We start from the raw sequence: 18,804 nt of genomic DNA, 5'->3' as shown, positions 1-18,804 counted from the left end.
CGGTGGCCGTTGACCCGTTCCTCGACGGAATCGTCGTCTCCCTGACCGGGATGCACATCCCGGACGCGGACGCGTCGATGATCCGTGCCGTCGTCGAGGAGCCCAACACCGCGCTGGCCAAGGCGCTGGACGACCTCCAGGCCGAGCTGGCGAAGATCGCCGGCTCGGTCGGCGGCTCCGTCGACGGCCGGTGGAGCGAGGCGTACGTCCAGGCGATGTCGACGTTCGCCTCCGGCAAGGGCGGCGACGCCATCAAGAACCTGCGCGACACGGCAGCGGCGATGGCGGACTTCGGGCACGAGTCGGCCTACCAGGTCGACTACACCAACCGGATGATCATCGCCCAGGCCGTGATGTTCCTCGCCGAGTGGGCGATCACGCTCATCCTGGCGATCTTCAACCCGATCCAGGCGGCGATCGAGCAGTCGTTCCTGCGCGCCCTGTACCGGGCCATCATGCGCAGCCTGATCAGCCGGCTGGCCATGATGATCGCCGAGCACGAGGCCCTCAACATCGGCCTGGGCGCGGCGATGGACCTGCTGGTGCGCTGGTCGCTGTCGAACGACGGCGAGACCACCTCGCACGGCGGCGACTACATCAAGCAGGCCGTCGGGTTCGGCGCGGTCCAGGGCGCGTTCGGCGCGTTCGTGCCGATCCTCGGCAACTGGGCGGCCAAGGGGCTGGGCGGGGTCTTCGGCAAGGACACCGCGAAGAATCTCTTCGGCAACCTCTCGCACGACCTCGGCCTCAGACCCCCGCCGGCCAAGGGCGGCCCCGGCAAGGGCGGCGGCGAACACGGGCCCGGCGGCGGCCCGCTCCGCGGCCTCGGCGACGGCCCGGACGACCACGGCGTGCCGCCGCCCGGCGGCCGGCCCGGCCCGCACCTCGACGGGAACGGCGAACCGGTACCGCACGGCGGCCCGCTCGGCACAGGACCGCACGAGGGCGGCGTCAAGGACCCGGTCCCCCCGCACCTCACCCCGGACCCGGTGACGCTCGGACCCGGGTTCCTCAAGGACTTCTCCGGCCTCACCGGCCGTTTCGTCGACGACCACGCCTTCGGGGCCTTCGGCAGGGACGCCTCCGACGCGTTCCGCTCCTCCATCGGCGACCTGTTCGCCCGGGATCTGCGCACCCTGGACGCCGGCACCGTCCGGGCGATCGGCGAGGGCTGGGCGGACGCGTTCGTCCGGAACTTCGGCCGCAAGGGCCTCGCCCAGGAGTTGGACGGCGCGCTGTCCGGCCTGCCGGGCGGGCTGCGCGGCGCGCTCAGCGACGGCGTCGCCCGCGGGATCGGCTCCGACTGGCGGCGCAAGATGGTCTTCCACACCACCATGACCGTTCTGCAGGCCGGCCACCAGAACCTCTCCGAGGGCGTCTACAACCTCGCCACGACCGGCCACTTCACCACGAGCGTCGCCACCGGCCTGGCCGGCGCGGTCGGTGGCCGGCTCAGCCACGTCCTCCACATCAACGCGCACGCCCTGGGCTCCGGGCTGGGCTCCTCCCTGCATTCCCTGAAAAACCTCGGCTCGGTCGGCGGGGACCACTTCGGGCCCGTCAACGGGAGTGCCGACGGCGGTGTCGGCGGGGGCGGACGCGGCGGCCACGGAGGGCCGCTGCCCGACCCGCACCCGTCGTCCCACCCGGCACCGACCCGGGACCCGGCCCCGGTCCCGGCCCCGGTGACGACCTCGTCCGACGGGCACACCCCCGGCTCGGACTCCCTGCACGTCCCGCCCGCCCTCTCCCAGCCGTCCGGCTCCGGCGGCGGACACGTGTCCGGCACGGTCGGCGCCGGGTCAGGAGCCGACGGTCCACGGGTCCCCACGCACGTACCCACGGTGGACGGCAGCAGCTTCCACCAGCCGCCACCGCCCCCGCTGTCGCCGGGCCGGCACTCCGAGCTCGTCCACCACGTCAACACCGAGCTGACCGGCCTCGGACGGCCCGGCCCGCACGTCGACTCCGACACGGTTGCTTCGTACTACCGGCAGTTGCCACCGGACTGGCACCACCAGCCGCTGAAGCACCAGGCGTTCGAGATCGCCGGACGGATCGCCAACGGCGGGCAGCCGCTGCGGCTGCCCGGCGGCGCCCCGCCACCGCCCGCGCCCGCGCACGACGGCACCGCGCAGCCGGGACCCAGCACCACGCCGGGCCAGGGGACGAACGGCACGACCGACACCACGAACACGATCGACGCCCCGCCGCTCGTGCCTCCGGCGGTCGACACGCCCGCCGCCCCACCGGTCGGCCCGTCCACGGCGCCCGCCGACGGCCGGACGCCGTCGCCGCAGGATGTCTCCGAGCAACCGCCCGCCGCCCCGCGCCCGGCCACCGGCCCGCGCGGCGAGGGCGGGCTCCAGGGCGGCTCGGGACGGCAGACCCCGCCCACGGACGGGTCCGGTCTCGACGAAGCCCCGCCCATCCGCACCTCCGGCACGGACCTCGCCCCCCGCCCGTCGGTCACAGACCCCGGCCCCCGGCCGTCCGTCACGGACCTCGCCCCCCACCCGTCCGTCACGGATCCCGGCCTCCGCACCGGACCTGCGAACGGGACGGATCTCGGGACCGGTCACGGGACGGATTCCACGACGGATCTCGGAACCGGGCGTGGGACGACTCCCGGCAACGAGGGCGGCCACGGCACGACCGGCGACCCGGCACCGCGTCCTCGGACGGAGACCACCACCACCGACACACGCGTCCCCGCTCCCCCGGAGCACCCCCCGGGGCACGGCGACGACGACCCGCTCACCCCGCCACGGCAGGTGCCGACCACGACGGCGACCGAGCCCGTCCCGGTCCCGGAGGCGCGGCCCCTGCCGCAGCCGCCGCTCCCCGCACTCGGGCCCGAGCAGCGCGCCGCCTGGGGGCAGGCGCTGGGGCAGCACGCCCAGGGCCCCGGGCCCAGCGAAGCCAAGGGCAAGGCACGCGAGGGCGCCCCGGCGGAACCGCTGGACGCCTGGGACGCCTACGCCCACGCCTACAACACCCACCAGTCGGCCCTCACCGACCCGGGGAACCCTGCTACGGCCACGGCCACCGACCTCCAGCTCGCCGCCCGCGACCTGGGCCCCTGGGGCCTGGACCCGCAGGCGCTGGTGACCGACTACCGGGCCCGCTTCGACGTCCCGCCGCCGCGCCCGCTCACCACGACCGGGCAGGGCGGCACGCGGGCCACGGACCCGGTGCCCGCGCCGGAGGACCCGGCCGAGCAGCGACCTGCGCCCAGGACCCCGGTGCCGTCGCCGCCCCCGGCCGGGTCCGAGGTCGAGCCGGAGCCGCCCCGCCCCACCGAGACCGGCCCCCCGCCGCCGGCCGAACACGTCGTCACGACGCCGCCACCCGCCGTCGAACCGCACGACAAGCACCAGGACGTCCAGGACCAGGACCAGAGCCAGGATCACCAGCAGGAGCAGCAGGAGGAGCAGCAGCAGGACGGCCGGGACCGGGATCAGGGGGAGGACGAGGGGCAGCGGCACGTCCCCCCGCCCGTCGAGCCGCGGCCCGCGCCCGAGCCCGCGCTGCCGGCCCGGATCGGGGACGACCTGCGGCTGGGCGGGCTCGACGTCATGGAGGACTTCCACTCCGGCGACGCGGTGCTCGCGCAGGTGCGGACGCTGATCGAGCAGGCCGGCGGGAAGGCGGCGTGGGACCGCAGCGGGGAGCGGGCGACGGCGCTCTTCTCGGACGGCAGCCTGCGCCCGAAGGCCCCGGGGATGCTGCGCGGTGGCCGCCCGGTCACGCTGGTGGTGCCGCTCCGCCTGGGCCGCTCGCTCAGCCTGGCCCTGCACCTGGACGGCAGCTCGGCGGCGTCCAGGCTCGGCTACAAGGACTCGGTCACCACGTACGAGTTCGAGCACAGCGCCGACGCGACCGAGACGGTGGCGGACGTCCAGGACGGGCGCACCACCGTCATCGGCGGGGTGCGCGGGCAGATCGGCGGCCACCGGGTGGGGGACAGCGCGGCCCTGCTCGGCGCCCGCCAGTACCAGTGGTCGCAGAGCGACCAGCGTGCGGACCGGCAGATCAGCGGCGGCAAGACGGTGGAGCCGGCCACCCGGTTCGAGGGCACGGTGCGGGCCGTGCTCAGCCACCGGTTCAGCAACGATCCCGCCGACCGTCCGCCCACCACCGAGGACTTCGACTTCGACACCCGCGTCGCCGTCCCCACCCGGGACGTCCTCGCCCCGGCCCCGGCCCCGACGGACACCGGACACGGCGGGCACACCGACGACGCCGGGGACGAGGCGGACGAGGCGCGCGACACCCTGGGGCCGCTGCCCACCCGTTCCGACCTTCGGATCGCGCCGCCCGCCCGGCCGGACGGGCCACCGCGGGTGCGGGAGTCGCGGTCGCTGCGCGGCTCCGACGTCGTCACCGACTTCCACCTCCTCCCCGACGACCCGGCCCCGGACGCCCACGCCACGGCGCCGGCCGGCCGCCCCGGGTGGCGCAGCATCACCTCCTTCCTCACCGGCCGCCCGATGTCCGACGCCTTCACCAAGGCGTACGGCCCGAAGGCGGGCCGGGTCGCCAACGAGGTGGGCTCCTGGCTGTCCGTGGAGCTGATCGAGGCGAACCTGCACGGGATGACCAACAAGCAGCCGCTGGTGCTGGAGTTGGAGGGCGTCCCGGGGGGCCGGGTGGAGGTGCACGGGTTCACCGAGCCGCTGGGCACGCCGCCCGCGGTCCGGCCGCCCGGCGGCCCCGGGGACGGCCAGGACCCCGGCCGCCCGATGATGCGACCGACCGGCGAGACGGCGACGACGGAGTTCCAGTACGGGTCGGAGACCGACACCACGCAGACCCGGCAGGACACCGTCTCCTGGTCCGGCCAGCTCCCGGTACCCGGGCGGCTGCGCGGGCAGGCCGGCACCGACGCGGGCCAGTTCTCGGGCGGGTTCGACAGCAACGCGAACCTCGGCCACGGGCTCGGCGAGTCCGGCAGTCACCAGTTCCGGCAGCGCGTCACCGTCACCAACCCCGTAGCGGGCCAGAGCTGGCGCGGCCAGGTGCGCCTGCGGTTCGTCATGCACGCACCCGGCTCGACGTCGCCCACCGCGGCGGGAGCGCCGTTCCGGGGGGCCGTCCACGAGACCCGGGGCGGATTCGAGGTGCTGAGCGAGAAGTCCGCGACCACGCCGTCGGCCGGATACCGCGACACCGTGGTGTACGCGCCGCCGCAGCGGATCTGGCACCCGGACGGGCCGTCCGCCGAGCACAACTCCAAGGCGACCGGACCCTGGTGGCGGCCCGGCACCGGCCACCGCACCGTCCCCGGCAGCGGCAACGGCAACGGCAACGGCAACCGGGCGCCGCGACCGGCGTACCGGCCGCCCCGGCCGACGGTGCCGCGGGGGGACGCCGGGAGTGTGCCGCTGCACGGCCTCGGCAGCATGGACCGGGTCACCAACCTGGACCTCGGCGGCTTCCACGGCATGCTCGACGCGATGGGCCGTCGCGCCTTCGGCGGTGACTGGGCCACCGTCCGCCCGCGGGCGTCGAGCTGGTTCCACCTGACCCGGGTGCGGGCGGCGCTGCCGGGGATGACGCAGCACAGCCCGCTCACCCGCAGCGGGCTCTCCGGCCCCGGCTCCTCGACCCGGGCCTCGCTGACCGCGGACATCCACGAGCTGACCTTCAGCCGGGTGATCCAGCCGCTGTCCAGCCCCGGTACGGAGCACACCCAGGGCCGGGCGGTGACCGGCACCTCCACCCGGCAGATCACCGCCCAGCCCGGCCTCGGCGGCCGGGGCGGGGACGTCGCCGACGGCACCGTGCTCGGCGAGGTGATCGCCGGCGGCAGCCACACCGTCCGGGACGGCGACCGGCAACGCGACCAGCACCGCTCCGTGGTGGCGGTGAAGTTCGAGCAGCCCATGGCAATCTTCGAGGGCTGGGTGCGGCTGGACGGCACGATGACCGGGCCCCGGGCGACCGTGCACGAGTCCGGGCTCTTCCCGATCGAGGTGGCCGTCCCGCTCAGCGAGGTGCAGGGCTCACGGCTGCACGACGCCGACGGGCCGCCGACGTTCACCCGCGAACAGCCGGCCGGCTTCGTCCGGCCGCCGGCACCGTCCCGGCCCGCGCCGCTGCCCACCGAGAGCACGGCGCCGCACATCGCCTCGGACACCCGTACCGCCTTCGGCAACATCCCCCCGGCCGTGGCCAAGAGCGGCTTCATGAAGCACTTCCTCACCGGCCTGGCGGCGGGCCCGCTCACCGCGACACCCGTCAACCCCACGGCGGCGGCCGCCGTTTCGGCGCCTGGCGGGGACGGCGACCCGCAGCCGGTGCCGCCCACGGCGAAACCGGCCCCGTCCCCGGCCAAGCTGACGTTCCGCCGGTTCTTCGCGTCGCCCCCGGCGACGTCGTCGTCCCCCGCGACGTCGTCGTCCGTGGCGCCGACCTCCGCGGTGCCGACCTCCGCGGTGCCGACCGATGCGGGCGGGACCTCGGTCCGGCCCGGGAACGTCCCGCCGGGCCCCGGCGACGAATCCGGCGCGATCGAGTTGGAGCCCGTGACGATCCCGCGTCCGGAGACCGTCGGTGGCACTCCCCCGGAGCCCGGCGGCGCACCGCGCGAGCAGGCGCCGCCGCCACCCCGCGCCGCCGTGACCACGCAGCGGGCGCCCGCGCCCGTACCCGCGCTGAACTGGACGCCGCCGGTCCGGGTGGCCGAGCCGCCGCAGCCGCCGCCGCACGCGCTGCGGGAGAGCTGGCACCCGTCGGACGTGCTGCTGGGCGTGGACCCGTCCACCGGCCTCGTCGAGGCGATCCGGCACGACCTGGCGCCGGTGCTCGGAGGCGGCCTCGACACCGCGATGAGCGGCGTCGAGACGGAGTTCGGGCCGCACGTGCTCAACGCCCGGCTCGCCCACCAGTCCGGGCAGGAGTGGTCGCACGACATCCCGGTGGCCGGCGGCCGGCTCACCGTGAAGGTCCGTCCGGTGCGCGAGCCGGAGGCCGCGTACCTCGGACCGACGAAGAAGCTGGAGACCGACGTCACGGCCGAGACCCAGTCGTCCCAGGGCCACCTGCACGACGACGCGCTCCGCTGGGTCGCCGGCGGCCGGGTCGCCGTGCCCTTCCCGCACGGTTCGGTGAGCGTCCAGGTCACCCACACCGGCACCGTGCGCCCCCGGGACGTCCAGGCGCCGCTGCAGAGCGACGGCACCCGGCTGACCGGCAACCCCGGCGAGGGCACCAGCGGCGAGCAGGAGGAACGGGTACCGACGCGCTTCAAGATCGCCGAGCCGCACGACCTGTTCCGCCAGCCGGTCCGGTTCGAGATCTCCTACGAGAAGCACCTGGGCGCCCACCTTCTTTCCGGTGTACCCGAAGCACCGGAACCGGTCCGCCTCCAGGGCGTGTTCGCCTACCCGTCGACCCCTCCCGCCGACCCGGCCGACGGCACCGCGCCGACCGCACACCCGGTCCTCGACCCGGGCCAGGTGGTGCTGAAGGTCCGTCCGCACATAGCCCCCGCCGCGCCGCCGGAGACGCGAACGCCCGTGCCCGCGCCCGTACCTGCGCCCGGCAACGGTGTCGGTCCGTCGACCGGGCCCCGGACGGGACCGCCGACCGAGTCCGTGACGCAACCGCCGGCCGGGGCTCCGCCCCGGGAGACGCCTGCGCCGCCGCGGGGCGAGGACCCCGGCACCGAAGCCGTCCGGCCGCCCGCGACCGCCCCGGCGCCACCGGTCGAGCACCGCACGCCCGGCGAGGACCTGATCGCCACGCATGTCCTCGACGGGCTCGCGGGCGAGGGCCGCCGCGTGTTCGGCGACGAATGGCCCGCGGTGCGGGCCGAGCTCGCCCCGCACGTACGGACGATGTCCGTGCAGCACGGGCTCGGCCCGAAGAGCCGCGGTGAGCGGCAGACCGTGGAGCTGAAGTCGGTGCGCGGCGGCCGGGTCGTCCTCGGCGCCCACCTCGACACGCTGGAGGAGTCGGACTCCGGCACCACCGGCGAGTTCCTGACCGGCGGCCAGACCGTCCACACGGTCAGCACCTCGACCACCAGCGCGAGCAACTGGCAGATGATCGTCCAGGTGCAGGGCGACGTGCTGCCCGTGCAGCATCCCGGGGCCCCCGGCGTGTCCGCGTTCGGCCGGGTCGACGGCGGCTTCGGCGAGGAGACGGCGACCATCCGCACCGAGAGCGGCGCCTCGGGCCTCGTCGTCCGCAAGAAGGCGCCCACCGTCGCGCACGTCGGAACCGCCACCGTGAACGCGGAGATGAGCCGCCCGTCCGGCCTGCTCGGACACGGCGACCGCGTCACCGGCACGGGGTCGGCGCGCATCGACTTCCTCACCCGGCAGTCGCAGGTGGACTCCCAGGAGCACACCCGTTGGGCGCCGCGCCCGGGTATCGTCCGGACCCCCACACCGGCCGGTGGCGACGATGCGGACGGACACGGACACGGACACGGGCACGGGCTCGGGGCGGACGAGCACGGGCAGGGCTCCGGCGAGCGGCCGGGCGGGGGGCTGCCGGAACGCGGCCTGAGCCGCGACAGCATCGTGCGCAGGCTCGTCGACGGCGGCCGGTTCCGCGCCGGTGCGCTGCGCCAGCTCCGCACGCGGCTGGGCGGGATCCGAACCGACCGCCTCGCCGATCGTGTCGAGCACGCCCTCGGTGACGCCCGGCTGGAACGTGCCGTCCCGGCGATGAGCCGCGGCACGGAGGTCGAGCTCTTCCGGTCCGGGTCGCTGCGGATCACCGCGACGGCCGACGTCACCGGCCTCGACTTCCGCACGATCGAGCACGAGGGCACCAACGCGTACACGCTCAACGAGGTCAACCACATCCGGGTGAGCCAGCCGAGCCGCTCGCGCGACCTGGGCTTGCGCTTCCTGCTCGGCCCGCACTGGAAACCGGCCAAGTTCGGCGGCTCGCTGCTGGGCGGCGCGGGCGTCAACCACCGCCGGAACGTGGCCACGAGCTTCACCCAGACGGCCAAGCTCGCCGCGCACTCCACCACCGGCCGGCCCTATGCGGCGTTCGGCGGCACCGCCCGCATCACCCTCACCGTGCACGACGGCTCGCGCGACCACGTGCTGGAGCCCATCGACGTCCACGGTGAGGTGCTGCTGCCGCAGTCGGAGGTCCACCCGGTCCCCGCCACGCCGCCGCCCGGCGAGCGCGCCGTCCCGCAGACGGAGGCGGTGGCGGAGGTGGAGCCCATCGCCCCCGTCATGACGACGAGTTCCGAGGCCGCGCCGGCCCCCGCGGTGAGTTCGCCGCTCCCCGCCCCACCGGTGGAACACGCCCCGCTCCCCGCCCCGCCCCAGGCTCCCGCCGAGCCAGCCCCACTCCCCGTCCCGTCGACGGAGAGCGCCCCCGTCCCCGTACCGCTGAGCGGCCCCCTCCCCGTACCGCCCGTCGAGCACACCCCCGTGCCCGCGCGGTCCGCTCCGGAGGCTCCCGCGCCGCTGCCGCACCACCCGGCGCCGACACCGACACCGACACCGACGCCGACGCCGAGCAGCACCGGGGCGCGGCGGACGGACGTCCCGTCCACGGTCAACTCCGCGTTCCAGCAGTCCGTCCACTCCGACGACCGTGACGGCTCGCCGATCTCCGAGCAGGACTACCTCGACTTCGTCTCGCACAGCGTCGGCTCCGACCGCGGGCTGGCGTTCGTCGTCAACATGATGGTGGGGTACCGCGGGCTGGACTCCCTCGGCACGGTGCTGAACCGGGTCACCGAGGGCCTCCAGGGCTTCCCCGGCAAGGTGGCGTTCGTCATCGGCGTCAACGCGCCGGAAGGCGAGGTGGCGGAGCTGCGGCAGGCGCTGGCGGCCGCGCAGCCGGTCGTCGACGGACTGACCGTCCCCGTCGCCCTCGTCCCCTCGACGTTCCGCGGCTCGTTCCCGTTCGGGCAGATGCGCAACGACGTCCTGCACAGTCCGCAGACCCGCGGTCTGGTCAAGGCGTTCATGCGCAACGGCGACCACCCGTACGTGTCCGTGCAGGACTTCGACGACTCGTCCCGGCGCGTTCCCTCCGGGGCCCATGTGTTCGACCACTTCGCCGGGCTGCTGGCCGATCAGGGCGACGGCTCCGACGCCGGATCGGTGCACGGCTCCGATTCCGGTGACGAGGAGATGGAGACGACCTCGCGGCCGATCAGGCCGTTGATGGTGGCGGGCGGCTACCGGGTGCCGGACGCACCGGACATGGGCGACCTCGTCCAGCGCATCGACGCCCGCTTCGCCCAGCCAGGACACGACACCGGCGACGACGACGCGATGGACACCGACGACGTCCCCGGGCCGTCCGGTCACGGCGTTCCGGAGCAGTGGTCCGACCCGGAGCAGCGGGCCCGGTTCCTGACCCGGTTGGACCACGCCATCCAGGCCGACATGGCCGACCGCGAGCAGCAGGCCCTCATCCACCCGCTGCTCCCCTACGCGCCTGAGCCCAACCTCTTCGTCGACGGCCCGGCCACCCTCCTGGACACCGCGCAGGGCCCCCGGCTGCGCTTCGGCGAGGGCAGGGCGGAGTTCACCCGCCTCGCCCAGGACCTCAACCGCCTCAACGCCTGGGAACTCGGGCAGCGTTACGAACCCCAGCTCCAGGGCCTCCCGCACACCGTGGACGTCCCCGCCACCCGTGCCCCCGGCGCGTCCGGGCACCTCCCGCGGAGCCAGGAGGAGATCGTCCAGCAGGCGCGCGGCGACGCCGAGAACGGCCGGCTGCCCGAACGCGGCCTCGCCTTCGTCACCGACTACCGCGAAGGCGCCACGGTCACGGACGTCTCGCGCCTCGCGCACGACATGCTCACCAAGGGCAAGCTGGCCCAGGAAGGCCTGGCCAACCACCTCGGCCGCTACTTCAACAACGACCTGGGCAGCAACCCGCGCGGCGCCAAGAAGGGCCTGAAGCTGTCCGACTACCGCAAGGCCTACCGGCCCGGCGACCTGAACACGTACACCGAGGAGGAGTTCCTCCGCCCGCACGGCCCCGAGGCCGGACCGGCCACCACCGAACTGCCCAGGAAGAAGGCCGACGTCCTGGGCGGCAAGAAGGTCAACGTCATGACGCAGGCGCTGTCGGCGCCGCTGGACGGTCCGTTCGACGGCATCCGGGCAGGCATCGCGGAGGAGCACCGCGTCTACGGCGCCCAGGCGCTGGCGCTGTCGACCCCCGAGATCCGGCTCGGCCGCCGGCTGGCGATGGTGCAGTTCGACCCCGCCGCGGGCGCGCCGCCGGCCCGGAGCCTCTACGGGCAGGTGGCCTCGGCGCTGTCCCCTGCGGGCGGCGGCCCCTCGGCGGGCGACGTGCGGTCCCGGGCGCTCCAGTGGGCCCTGGACCCGGGCAACCTGCGGACCCTCGCCGACCGGGCGGCGCACGGCGGCGACGTCGAGTCGCTCTTCCACGCGCTGGCCACGGGCGGCAGCCGGGACGGCTTCACCACCCTGACCCCGCCTCAGCTCACGGCCGCCAGGGCGCTCGCCTCGGCGCTCGACCGGCCGCTGGTCCTGCACACCCCGACGGGCGACGTCACCGCCGAGCCGCTGCCCACCGGTCCCCGCGCCGAGCAGGCGCCGCCCGGACCGCCGCTGCACATCGACCTCACCCGCCCGTCCGGCCACGCCCCGGTGACCACCACGGGCGGCACCGGCAGCGGCAGCGGCAAGCGGCGGGCCGAGGACCCGGAGCCCGCCGTCGACGAGCGGCCTCCGGGCGGGCCCCGGCCGCACGGGGAGGAGGGCGGGGCGTCCCACCGGGCCGAGCCCGGCGAGCCCCCGGCCAAGCGGCAGCGGCGGGTCTACCGCACCGGCGTCCTCGGCTCGGAGGACCCCGCCCGCGGCGCGCTGCCGGACCCGGTCCCCGGCTTCGCCCCGGTGCGGGCGTTCTCGCTGGACGGCACCTACCTGCCGGCCACCCCGGAGGAGCACGCCGCGCTGCTTGCCGCCGTCCCACGCGGCACCGACGGCGAGCCGCTGCCCTTCGCCGACCCGCGGGCCTACCTTCCCCGGATCAACGCCGCCGGTCCCGGCCACGACCCGGGGCGGGGCGTGAACTGCGTGGACGCCTCCATGGCCTTCCACGCCACCTGGCACGGCAACCCCCAGGTCGCCGGCCGCCGCACCGTCCCCACGGGCGAGCCGGACACCCCGTACAGCGGAGTGCACCGCCTCCAGGAGTGGGCCAACGGGCTGATGGAGCCCATGGGTCACGGGACGGTCGCCCTGGCCGGCGTCGCCGACCGGCTGGTGCGCGCCGGTCACGGTTCCGCCGCCCTGATCCGCACCAGCCAGGGCGACAACGGACACGCCGTCAACGTCGTGAACTGGAACGGCGAGATCCTGTACATCGATCCCCAGTCGGCGGCGTGGTCCACCACCCCGTCGGGCATCGCCCCCACCGACGCCATCCACGCGATCGCGCTCGGCCCCGACAACCAGCTCCTCCCCGACCCGGCCACCGTCTCCGCGGGCCCTCCCGAGGACGGGAGCGCGCCGATTCCGGACGGCGACGTGCACATGACCGACGCCCCGCCGACACGCGAGCCCTCCCCGGCCCCCGGGGACGTCCGGGCGCCCGGCCTCCGCCCCGCGGCCGGGCCCGCCGACGGCGACCCCGGTGGCTCCGGTCCCTCCGCGGGCCACGGAGCCCTCACCACCGAGTCGTCCGACCTCGACCCGGGCCCCGGCAGCCCGATGGACCTGGACTCCGATCCCGCCAGCCCCCAGGGTCACGACGTCCACCCCGCCAGCCCGATGGACCTGGACTCCGATCCCGCCAGCCCCCAGGGTCACGACTCCCGCCCCGGCAGCCCCGAGCCGCAGCCCGGCGACCCGGGCGTTCCGGGCCCGCACCACGGCACGCCCGCCGCTCCGCACCACGGCCCCGGCCGGACCGGCCCCACCCTCACCGGTGCTCCGCGTCCCGACGTGCCGGCCGTCGCCAACCCGGCCTTCCACCGGGCCGTCCCAGGCAGCCCGGCGCGCCCGCTCACGGAGGACGGTTACCTCGACTTCGTCTCCCGCAGCGTGGACGGCAACCGCGACCTCGCGTTCGTCGTGAACGCGATGGTCGGCCACCGGAACCTGGGCGACCTGCCCGCCGTGCTCCAGCGGATGACCGCCGGGCTGCAGGGGTACGGCCACACCGACGTCGCGTTCGTCATCGGCGTGAACGCGCCCGAGGACGAGGTGGCGGCACTGCGCGAGGCGATGGCCGCCGCCGCACCCGTCATCGAGGGATACCCGGCACCCGTGGCGCTGGTCGGCTCGACCTTCCGCGGCACGTTCCCGTTCGGCCGGATGCGCAACGACGTCCTGCACAGCCCGCAGACGCGTGCGCTGGTGGCCTCGTTCATGACCCGCAACCGCCACCCGTACGTCTCCGTGCAGGACTTCGACGACTCCTCCCGGCTGGTGCCCTCCGGCGCCCACGTGTTCGACCACTTCGCCGGGCTGCTCGCCGACCACGGCGACGACTCCGACGCCGGATCGGCGCACGGCTCCGACACCGACGCCGACGCCGACGAGGAGATGAGCGACCCGCCGCGCCCGGTACGGCCGTTGATGATGGCCGGCGGCTACCGGGTGCCGGACGCCTCGGACATGGACGGCCTCGTCCAGCGCATCGACGCCCGCCTCGCCCGGCCCGCGCAGGACGGCGGCGAGGACGGGGAGCAGGACGGCGACGACGACGCCATGGACACCGACGACGCCGGGCCGTCCCGGCAGGACGTCCCGGAGCAGTGGTCGGACCCGATGCGACGTGCCGAGTTCCTGCTCCGGTTGGACCGGGCCATCCAGGCCGACATGGCCGACCGCGAGCAGCAGGCCCGCATCCACCCGCTGCTCCCCTACGCCCCCGAGCCCAACCTCTTCGTCGACGGGCCCGCGACCCTGCTGGACACCGATCAGGGCCCGCGGCTGCGCTTCGGCGAGGGACAGGCCGAGTTCGCCCGGCTCGCCCAGGACCTCAACCGCCTCAACGCCTGGGAACTCGGGCAGCGTTACGAGCCGCAGCTCCAGGGCCTCCCGCACACCGTGGACGTCCCCGCCACCCGCACGCCGGGAAGCGGTCCCACGCATCTGCCGAGGAGCCGGGAGGAGATCGTCCAGCAGGCCCGCGGCGACGCCGAGAACGGCCGGCTGCCCGAACGCGGCCTCGCCTTCATCACCGACTACCGCGAAGGCGCGACCGTCACGGACGTCTCGCGCCTGGCCCACGACCTCCTCACCAAGAACAAGCTGCCGCAGCAGGGCCTGGCCAACCACATCGGCCGCTACTTCAACAACGACCTGGGCAGCAATCCACGCGGCGCCAAGAAGGGCGTGAAGCTTGGCCCCTACCGGTCGGCGTACCGGCCGGGCGACGCCGGCACGTTCCGGTCCGAGGAGTTCCTGCGCCCGCACGGCGGCGACCTGGGACCGGCCACCACCCAACTGCCGAGGAAGAGCGCGGACATCCTCGGCGGCAAGCGGGTCAACGTGGCCTCGCACGCGGTGTCGGCGCCGCTGGACGGCCCCTTCGACGGCATCCGGGCCGGCATCGCGCAGGAACACCGCGTCCACGGCGCCCAGGCACTGGCCCTGTCCACCCCCGAGATCCGCCTGGGACGGCACCTCGCCCTGCTGAGATTCGGGCCGCCGCCGGGAGCCCCGGCCGCCGGCAGCCTCTACGGGCACGTCGCGGCGGCGCTGTCGGGGACGCCGGACGCGCCGTCGGCCCCGGAGGTGCGCGAGCGGGCCGTGGACTGGGCCCTGGACATCGGCAACCTGGGAACGCTGGCGGAGCAGGTGGCGGCGATCGGTGGTGAGGTGGAGCCGCTGTTCCACGCCATGGTCTCGGGCGCCCGGCCCGACACCCCCACGGGTCTGCTGACGGCGCGGGTGGTCGCGTCGGCGCTGGGCCGCCCGCTCGTCCTGCACACCGCCGCCGGGGACGTCACGGTCGACCCGCTGCCCGTCTCCGCCGAGGACGAGGACGTGCCCCTGCCCGGCCCGCCGCTGCGCGTGGACCTGACGCGGCCGCCGGGCGGGGGCCCTTCGGTCACGGGCGGCGGCGGGCCGGGAGCGCCGGCGCTGTTCGGCGGGCCGGGGCACGACCCGGAACCGGCCGCAGGACCGGGCCCGGAGCCGTTCGCGGGGCAGCACCCAGGGCCTTTCGCGGGGCAGCGCCCGAAGCCGTCCCCGGTGTCCGATCAGGTGCTCGCCATCCTGACCGGGGAGGACCAGGACGTGATCACGGCACCGGAAGCCGGTCCGTGACCCGTATCGTGCAGAGCAGCACGACAACGGCGGCGTACCGGCCGCGCACCAGCGGCGCAGACCGGCGGCACCGCACAGCAACACACCACCCGGCAAGGGGACATGAGGAGGAGAATCGGCCGTGGCACGCCAGATTCTGACCGTCGCCCAGGACGGCTCAGGCGAGTTCCGGACGATCGGGGACGCACTCGCCCGCGCCCGTTCGGGGGCCGTGGTCAGCCTCCGGCCGGGCGTCTACGCCGAGGCGCTGACGGTCCGCACCCGCGTGACGATCGTCGCCGACGGGCCGCGCGGCAGCGTGCGGATCGAGCCCGGACACGGCACCGCGGTCACGCTGGCGGCGGACGCGGTGCTCCTCTCCGACCTGACGCTGCGCGGCGGCGAAGGTGACCTGCCGGTGGTGGACGCGGCGCGCGGGCAGGTCGCGCTCGACGGTTGCGAGATCACCGGCACCGGCTGGACCGCGCTGCTCAGCCGCGGCACCGGCTCGCTGGCCATGCGCCGCTGCCGGGTGACCAACCCGATCGGCGCCGGAGTGGTGGAGACGGGCACCACGGGCAGCGTTGTCGAGGACTGCGTCCTGGAGCACCTGGGCACCTCGGCGATCGTGGTCAGCGAGCAGGGCCGGGCCACGGTGCGCGGCTGCACCGTGCGTGACGCGCGCGGCAACGGGCTGCTGGCCAACGGAAGTTCACGCGGTTCCATGGAGGACTGCGAGATCTCCTCGACCGACAAGCCGGCGCTGGCGCTGGAGGGGGCGACGACGCTGACGGTGTCGCGTACCGCCGTGCATTCCGCGGCGGTCGGCGCGTACCTGGCCACGTCGACCCGCACCACGCTGGAGGAGGTGCGGATCAGCGACACCTCCGGACACGGCGTGGTGGTGGCCGGCGGCTGCGACCCGTACCTGGTGCGGTGCGCCACCGCGCGGACCCGGGGCGCGGGGCTGGCGGTGGTGGGCCGCTCGCGCGGTACCTATGACGCGTGCGCGTTCACCGCGGCGCAGGGACCGGCGGTGCACGTCGCGGAGTCCAGCGCCCCGGTGCTCACGGGCGCGAGGGTCGCGGACGCGGAGGGCATCGGTGTGCTGCTGACGGAGGAGTCGGCGGCCGAGTTCGACCGGCTGACCGTCGAGGGCACGGGCGGCGTCGGGATCGCCATCAGGTCCGGAGCGAACCCGCTGCTGCGGCGTGCCCGGGTGGTGGCGCCCAAGGGCCCGGGGGTGCTGGTCGCCGAGGACGGCCGGGGCCGGCTGGAGGAGTGCCTGGTCGAGGACGCGGGCGGCCACGGGGTGCGCATCGAGGGCCTCGGCAACCCCCATATCGGCAACACGGTGGTGCGCGGCGCCGGTTCGGCCGGGGTGTCGGTGGGAGCGCGCGGACTGGGCTCGCTGCGGGACTGCGAGGTGGCCGGGGCGGGTGGCTGCGGCGTCAGCGTGGAGGACGGCGGGGAGATCTCCCTGGTACGGGTGCGGTGCACCGGAGCGGCGTCGCACGGCGTCCTGGTCGCCGCGGGAGGGCGCAGCGCGCTGAGCGGCTGCGAGGTGGTGGACAGCGGCGGCGACGGCATCCGGGTGGACAGCACCGAGCAGGTCTCGGTGACCTCGTGCACGGTCCGCGGCAGCAAGGGCGCCGGGTTGCGGGCCGCCCGGCCCGGACCGCGGCTTTCGGTCACCGAGCTGACCAGCACGGGCAACCGGGCCCCCGACGCCTGGCCCGGCGCGCAGCCGGCCACCGAGGACGACGGCCCGGCGGCCGGCGGGGAGCAGGCCGCCGCCGACGCCGAACCGCAGCCGCCGACCGGGCCGTTCGCGGAGCTGGACGCCCTCATCGGCCTGGCGGGCGTCAAGCACCAGGTGGACACCCTCGTCAACCTGGGCCGGCTGGCGCAGCGCCGGGCACAACTGGGGATACCCGCGCCGCCGATGAGCCGGCACCTGGTCTTCGCCGGCCCGCCCGGCACGGGCAAGACCACGGTGGCCCGGCTGTACGGCGGCATCCTGGCCGAGCTGGGCCTGCTGCCCTCGGGGCACATCACGGAGGTGTCCCGAGGAGACCTGGTCGCCCAGGTCATCGGCGGCACCGCGATCAAGACCACGGAGGCCTTCGAACGGGCCCTGGGCGGCGTGCTGTTCATCGACGAGGCGTACACCCTGCTGTCGGACGGGAAGCGCTCGGGCGCGAACTTCGGCCAGGAGGCGATCGACACCCTGGTGAAGCTGATGGAGGACCACCGCGACGAGGTGGTGGTGATCGTCGCGGGCTACTCCAAGGAGATGACCACGTTCCTGACCGCCAACCCGGGCCTGGCGTCCCGCTTCACCCGCACCATCGAGTTCGCCAACTATTCGGTGGAAGAGCTGGTCACCATCGTCGAGAGCATGTGCGCGGCCCACCGCTACGTGCTCGATCCGCTGGCGCTCCAGGCCCTGGGGCTGCGCTTCTCGCGGATGAAGCGGGACGCGACCTTCGGCAACGGCCGTGCCGCGCGGCAGGTGTTCGAGGAGATGGTGGACCGGCAGTCGTTCCGGCTGGCGTCGGTGCCCGAGGCCGGGGAGAGCGACCTGCTGGAGATCCTGCCGGAGGACGTCGGCGAGGAGGAGGCGGCCGAGGTCCGGACGGGCGGCCGGAGCGAGCCGGGCGACTCCGACGTGCTGGCGCGGCTGCGCGGCATGATCGGCCTGGGGGCGGTCAAGCGGGAGGTCGGCGGCATCCTGGACCTGCTCGGCACGGCCCGGCAGCGGCAGGCCGTGGGGCTGCCCACGCCGAAGGTCAGCCACCACCTGGTCTTCTCCGGCCCGCCGGGCACCGGCAAGACGACCGTGGCCCGGTTGTACGCGGACCTGCTGCGGTCCTTCGGGGTCCTGCCGCGCGGCCAGCTCGTGGAGGTGGCCCGCGCCGACCTGGTCGGCCGCTACATCGGCCACACCGCACAGCTCACCACGGAGGCCTTCGAACGCGCCCTGGGCGGGGTGCTGTTCATCGACGAGGCCTACACGCTCACCCCGGAGAACGCGCCGCAGGACTTCGGCCAGGAGGCCGTCGACACCCTGCTGAAGCTGATGGAGGACCACCGCGACGAAGTGGTGGTGATCGCAGCCGGCTACACCGAGGAGATGGCCCGCTTCCTGGCCTCCAACCCCGGGCTGGCCAGCCGGTTCTCCCGGCAGGTGCGGTTCGAGGACTACACCACGGCCGAGCTCCTGGAGATCGTGCAGGAGATGGCCTCCGGCGCGGGCTACCGGTGCGCGCCGCAGACGGTGGAGTCGCTGCGCACCCACCTGGACGCCGTCCCGCGCACACGCTCCTTCGGCAACGCCCGCCTTGCCCGCCAGCTGGTGGAGGCGATGATGACCCGCCAGGCCGGCCGCCTGGGCTCGGTCACCGCCCCCGACCTGGAAGCACTGACCCTACTGCTCCCCCAGGACCTCCCCTACGCCGACGAGCCCGCCCACTGACCCCTCACCACCGCCCCTGACGGGCGCCACCCCGCATCAGCCTCCCGCGGTCCGGCCACGGACGCCGACCGGCCCCCTGAACCCGCTCGACGCCGA

General features: G+C 75.2%; 2 protein-coding genes. Both read left to right on the top strand.

The genetic code is table 11. The annotated features are described in order from the left end of the window. Window positions 1-2: 2 nt before the first annotated feature. Window positions 3-15,251, top strand: a complete 15,249-nt coding sequence (locus ACWERV_RS19575) for a toxin glutamine deamidase domain-containing protein (protein ID WP_452934529.1) — start codon at window positions 3-5, stop codon at window positions 15,249-15,251. 121 nt (window positions 15,252-15,372) lie between these two features. Next, window positions 15,373-18,708: a right-handed parallel beta-helix repeat-containing protein gene (locus ACWERV_RS19570; protein ID WP_452934526.1), complete on the top strand. Its 3,336-nt coding sequence runs from the start codon at window positions 15,373-15,375 to the stop codon at window positions 18,706-18,708. Window positions 18,709-18,804 lie beyond the last annotated feature (96 nt).

This window comes from Streptomyces sp. NPDC004031, from assembly GCF_053604375.1.
Note: the sequence above shows the minus strand (reverse complement) of the source record. Positions and strands in the feature narration are given on the sequence as shown.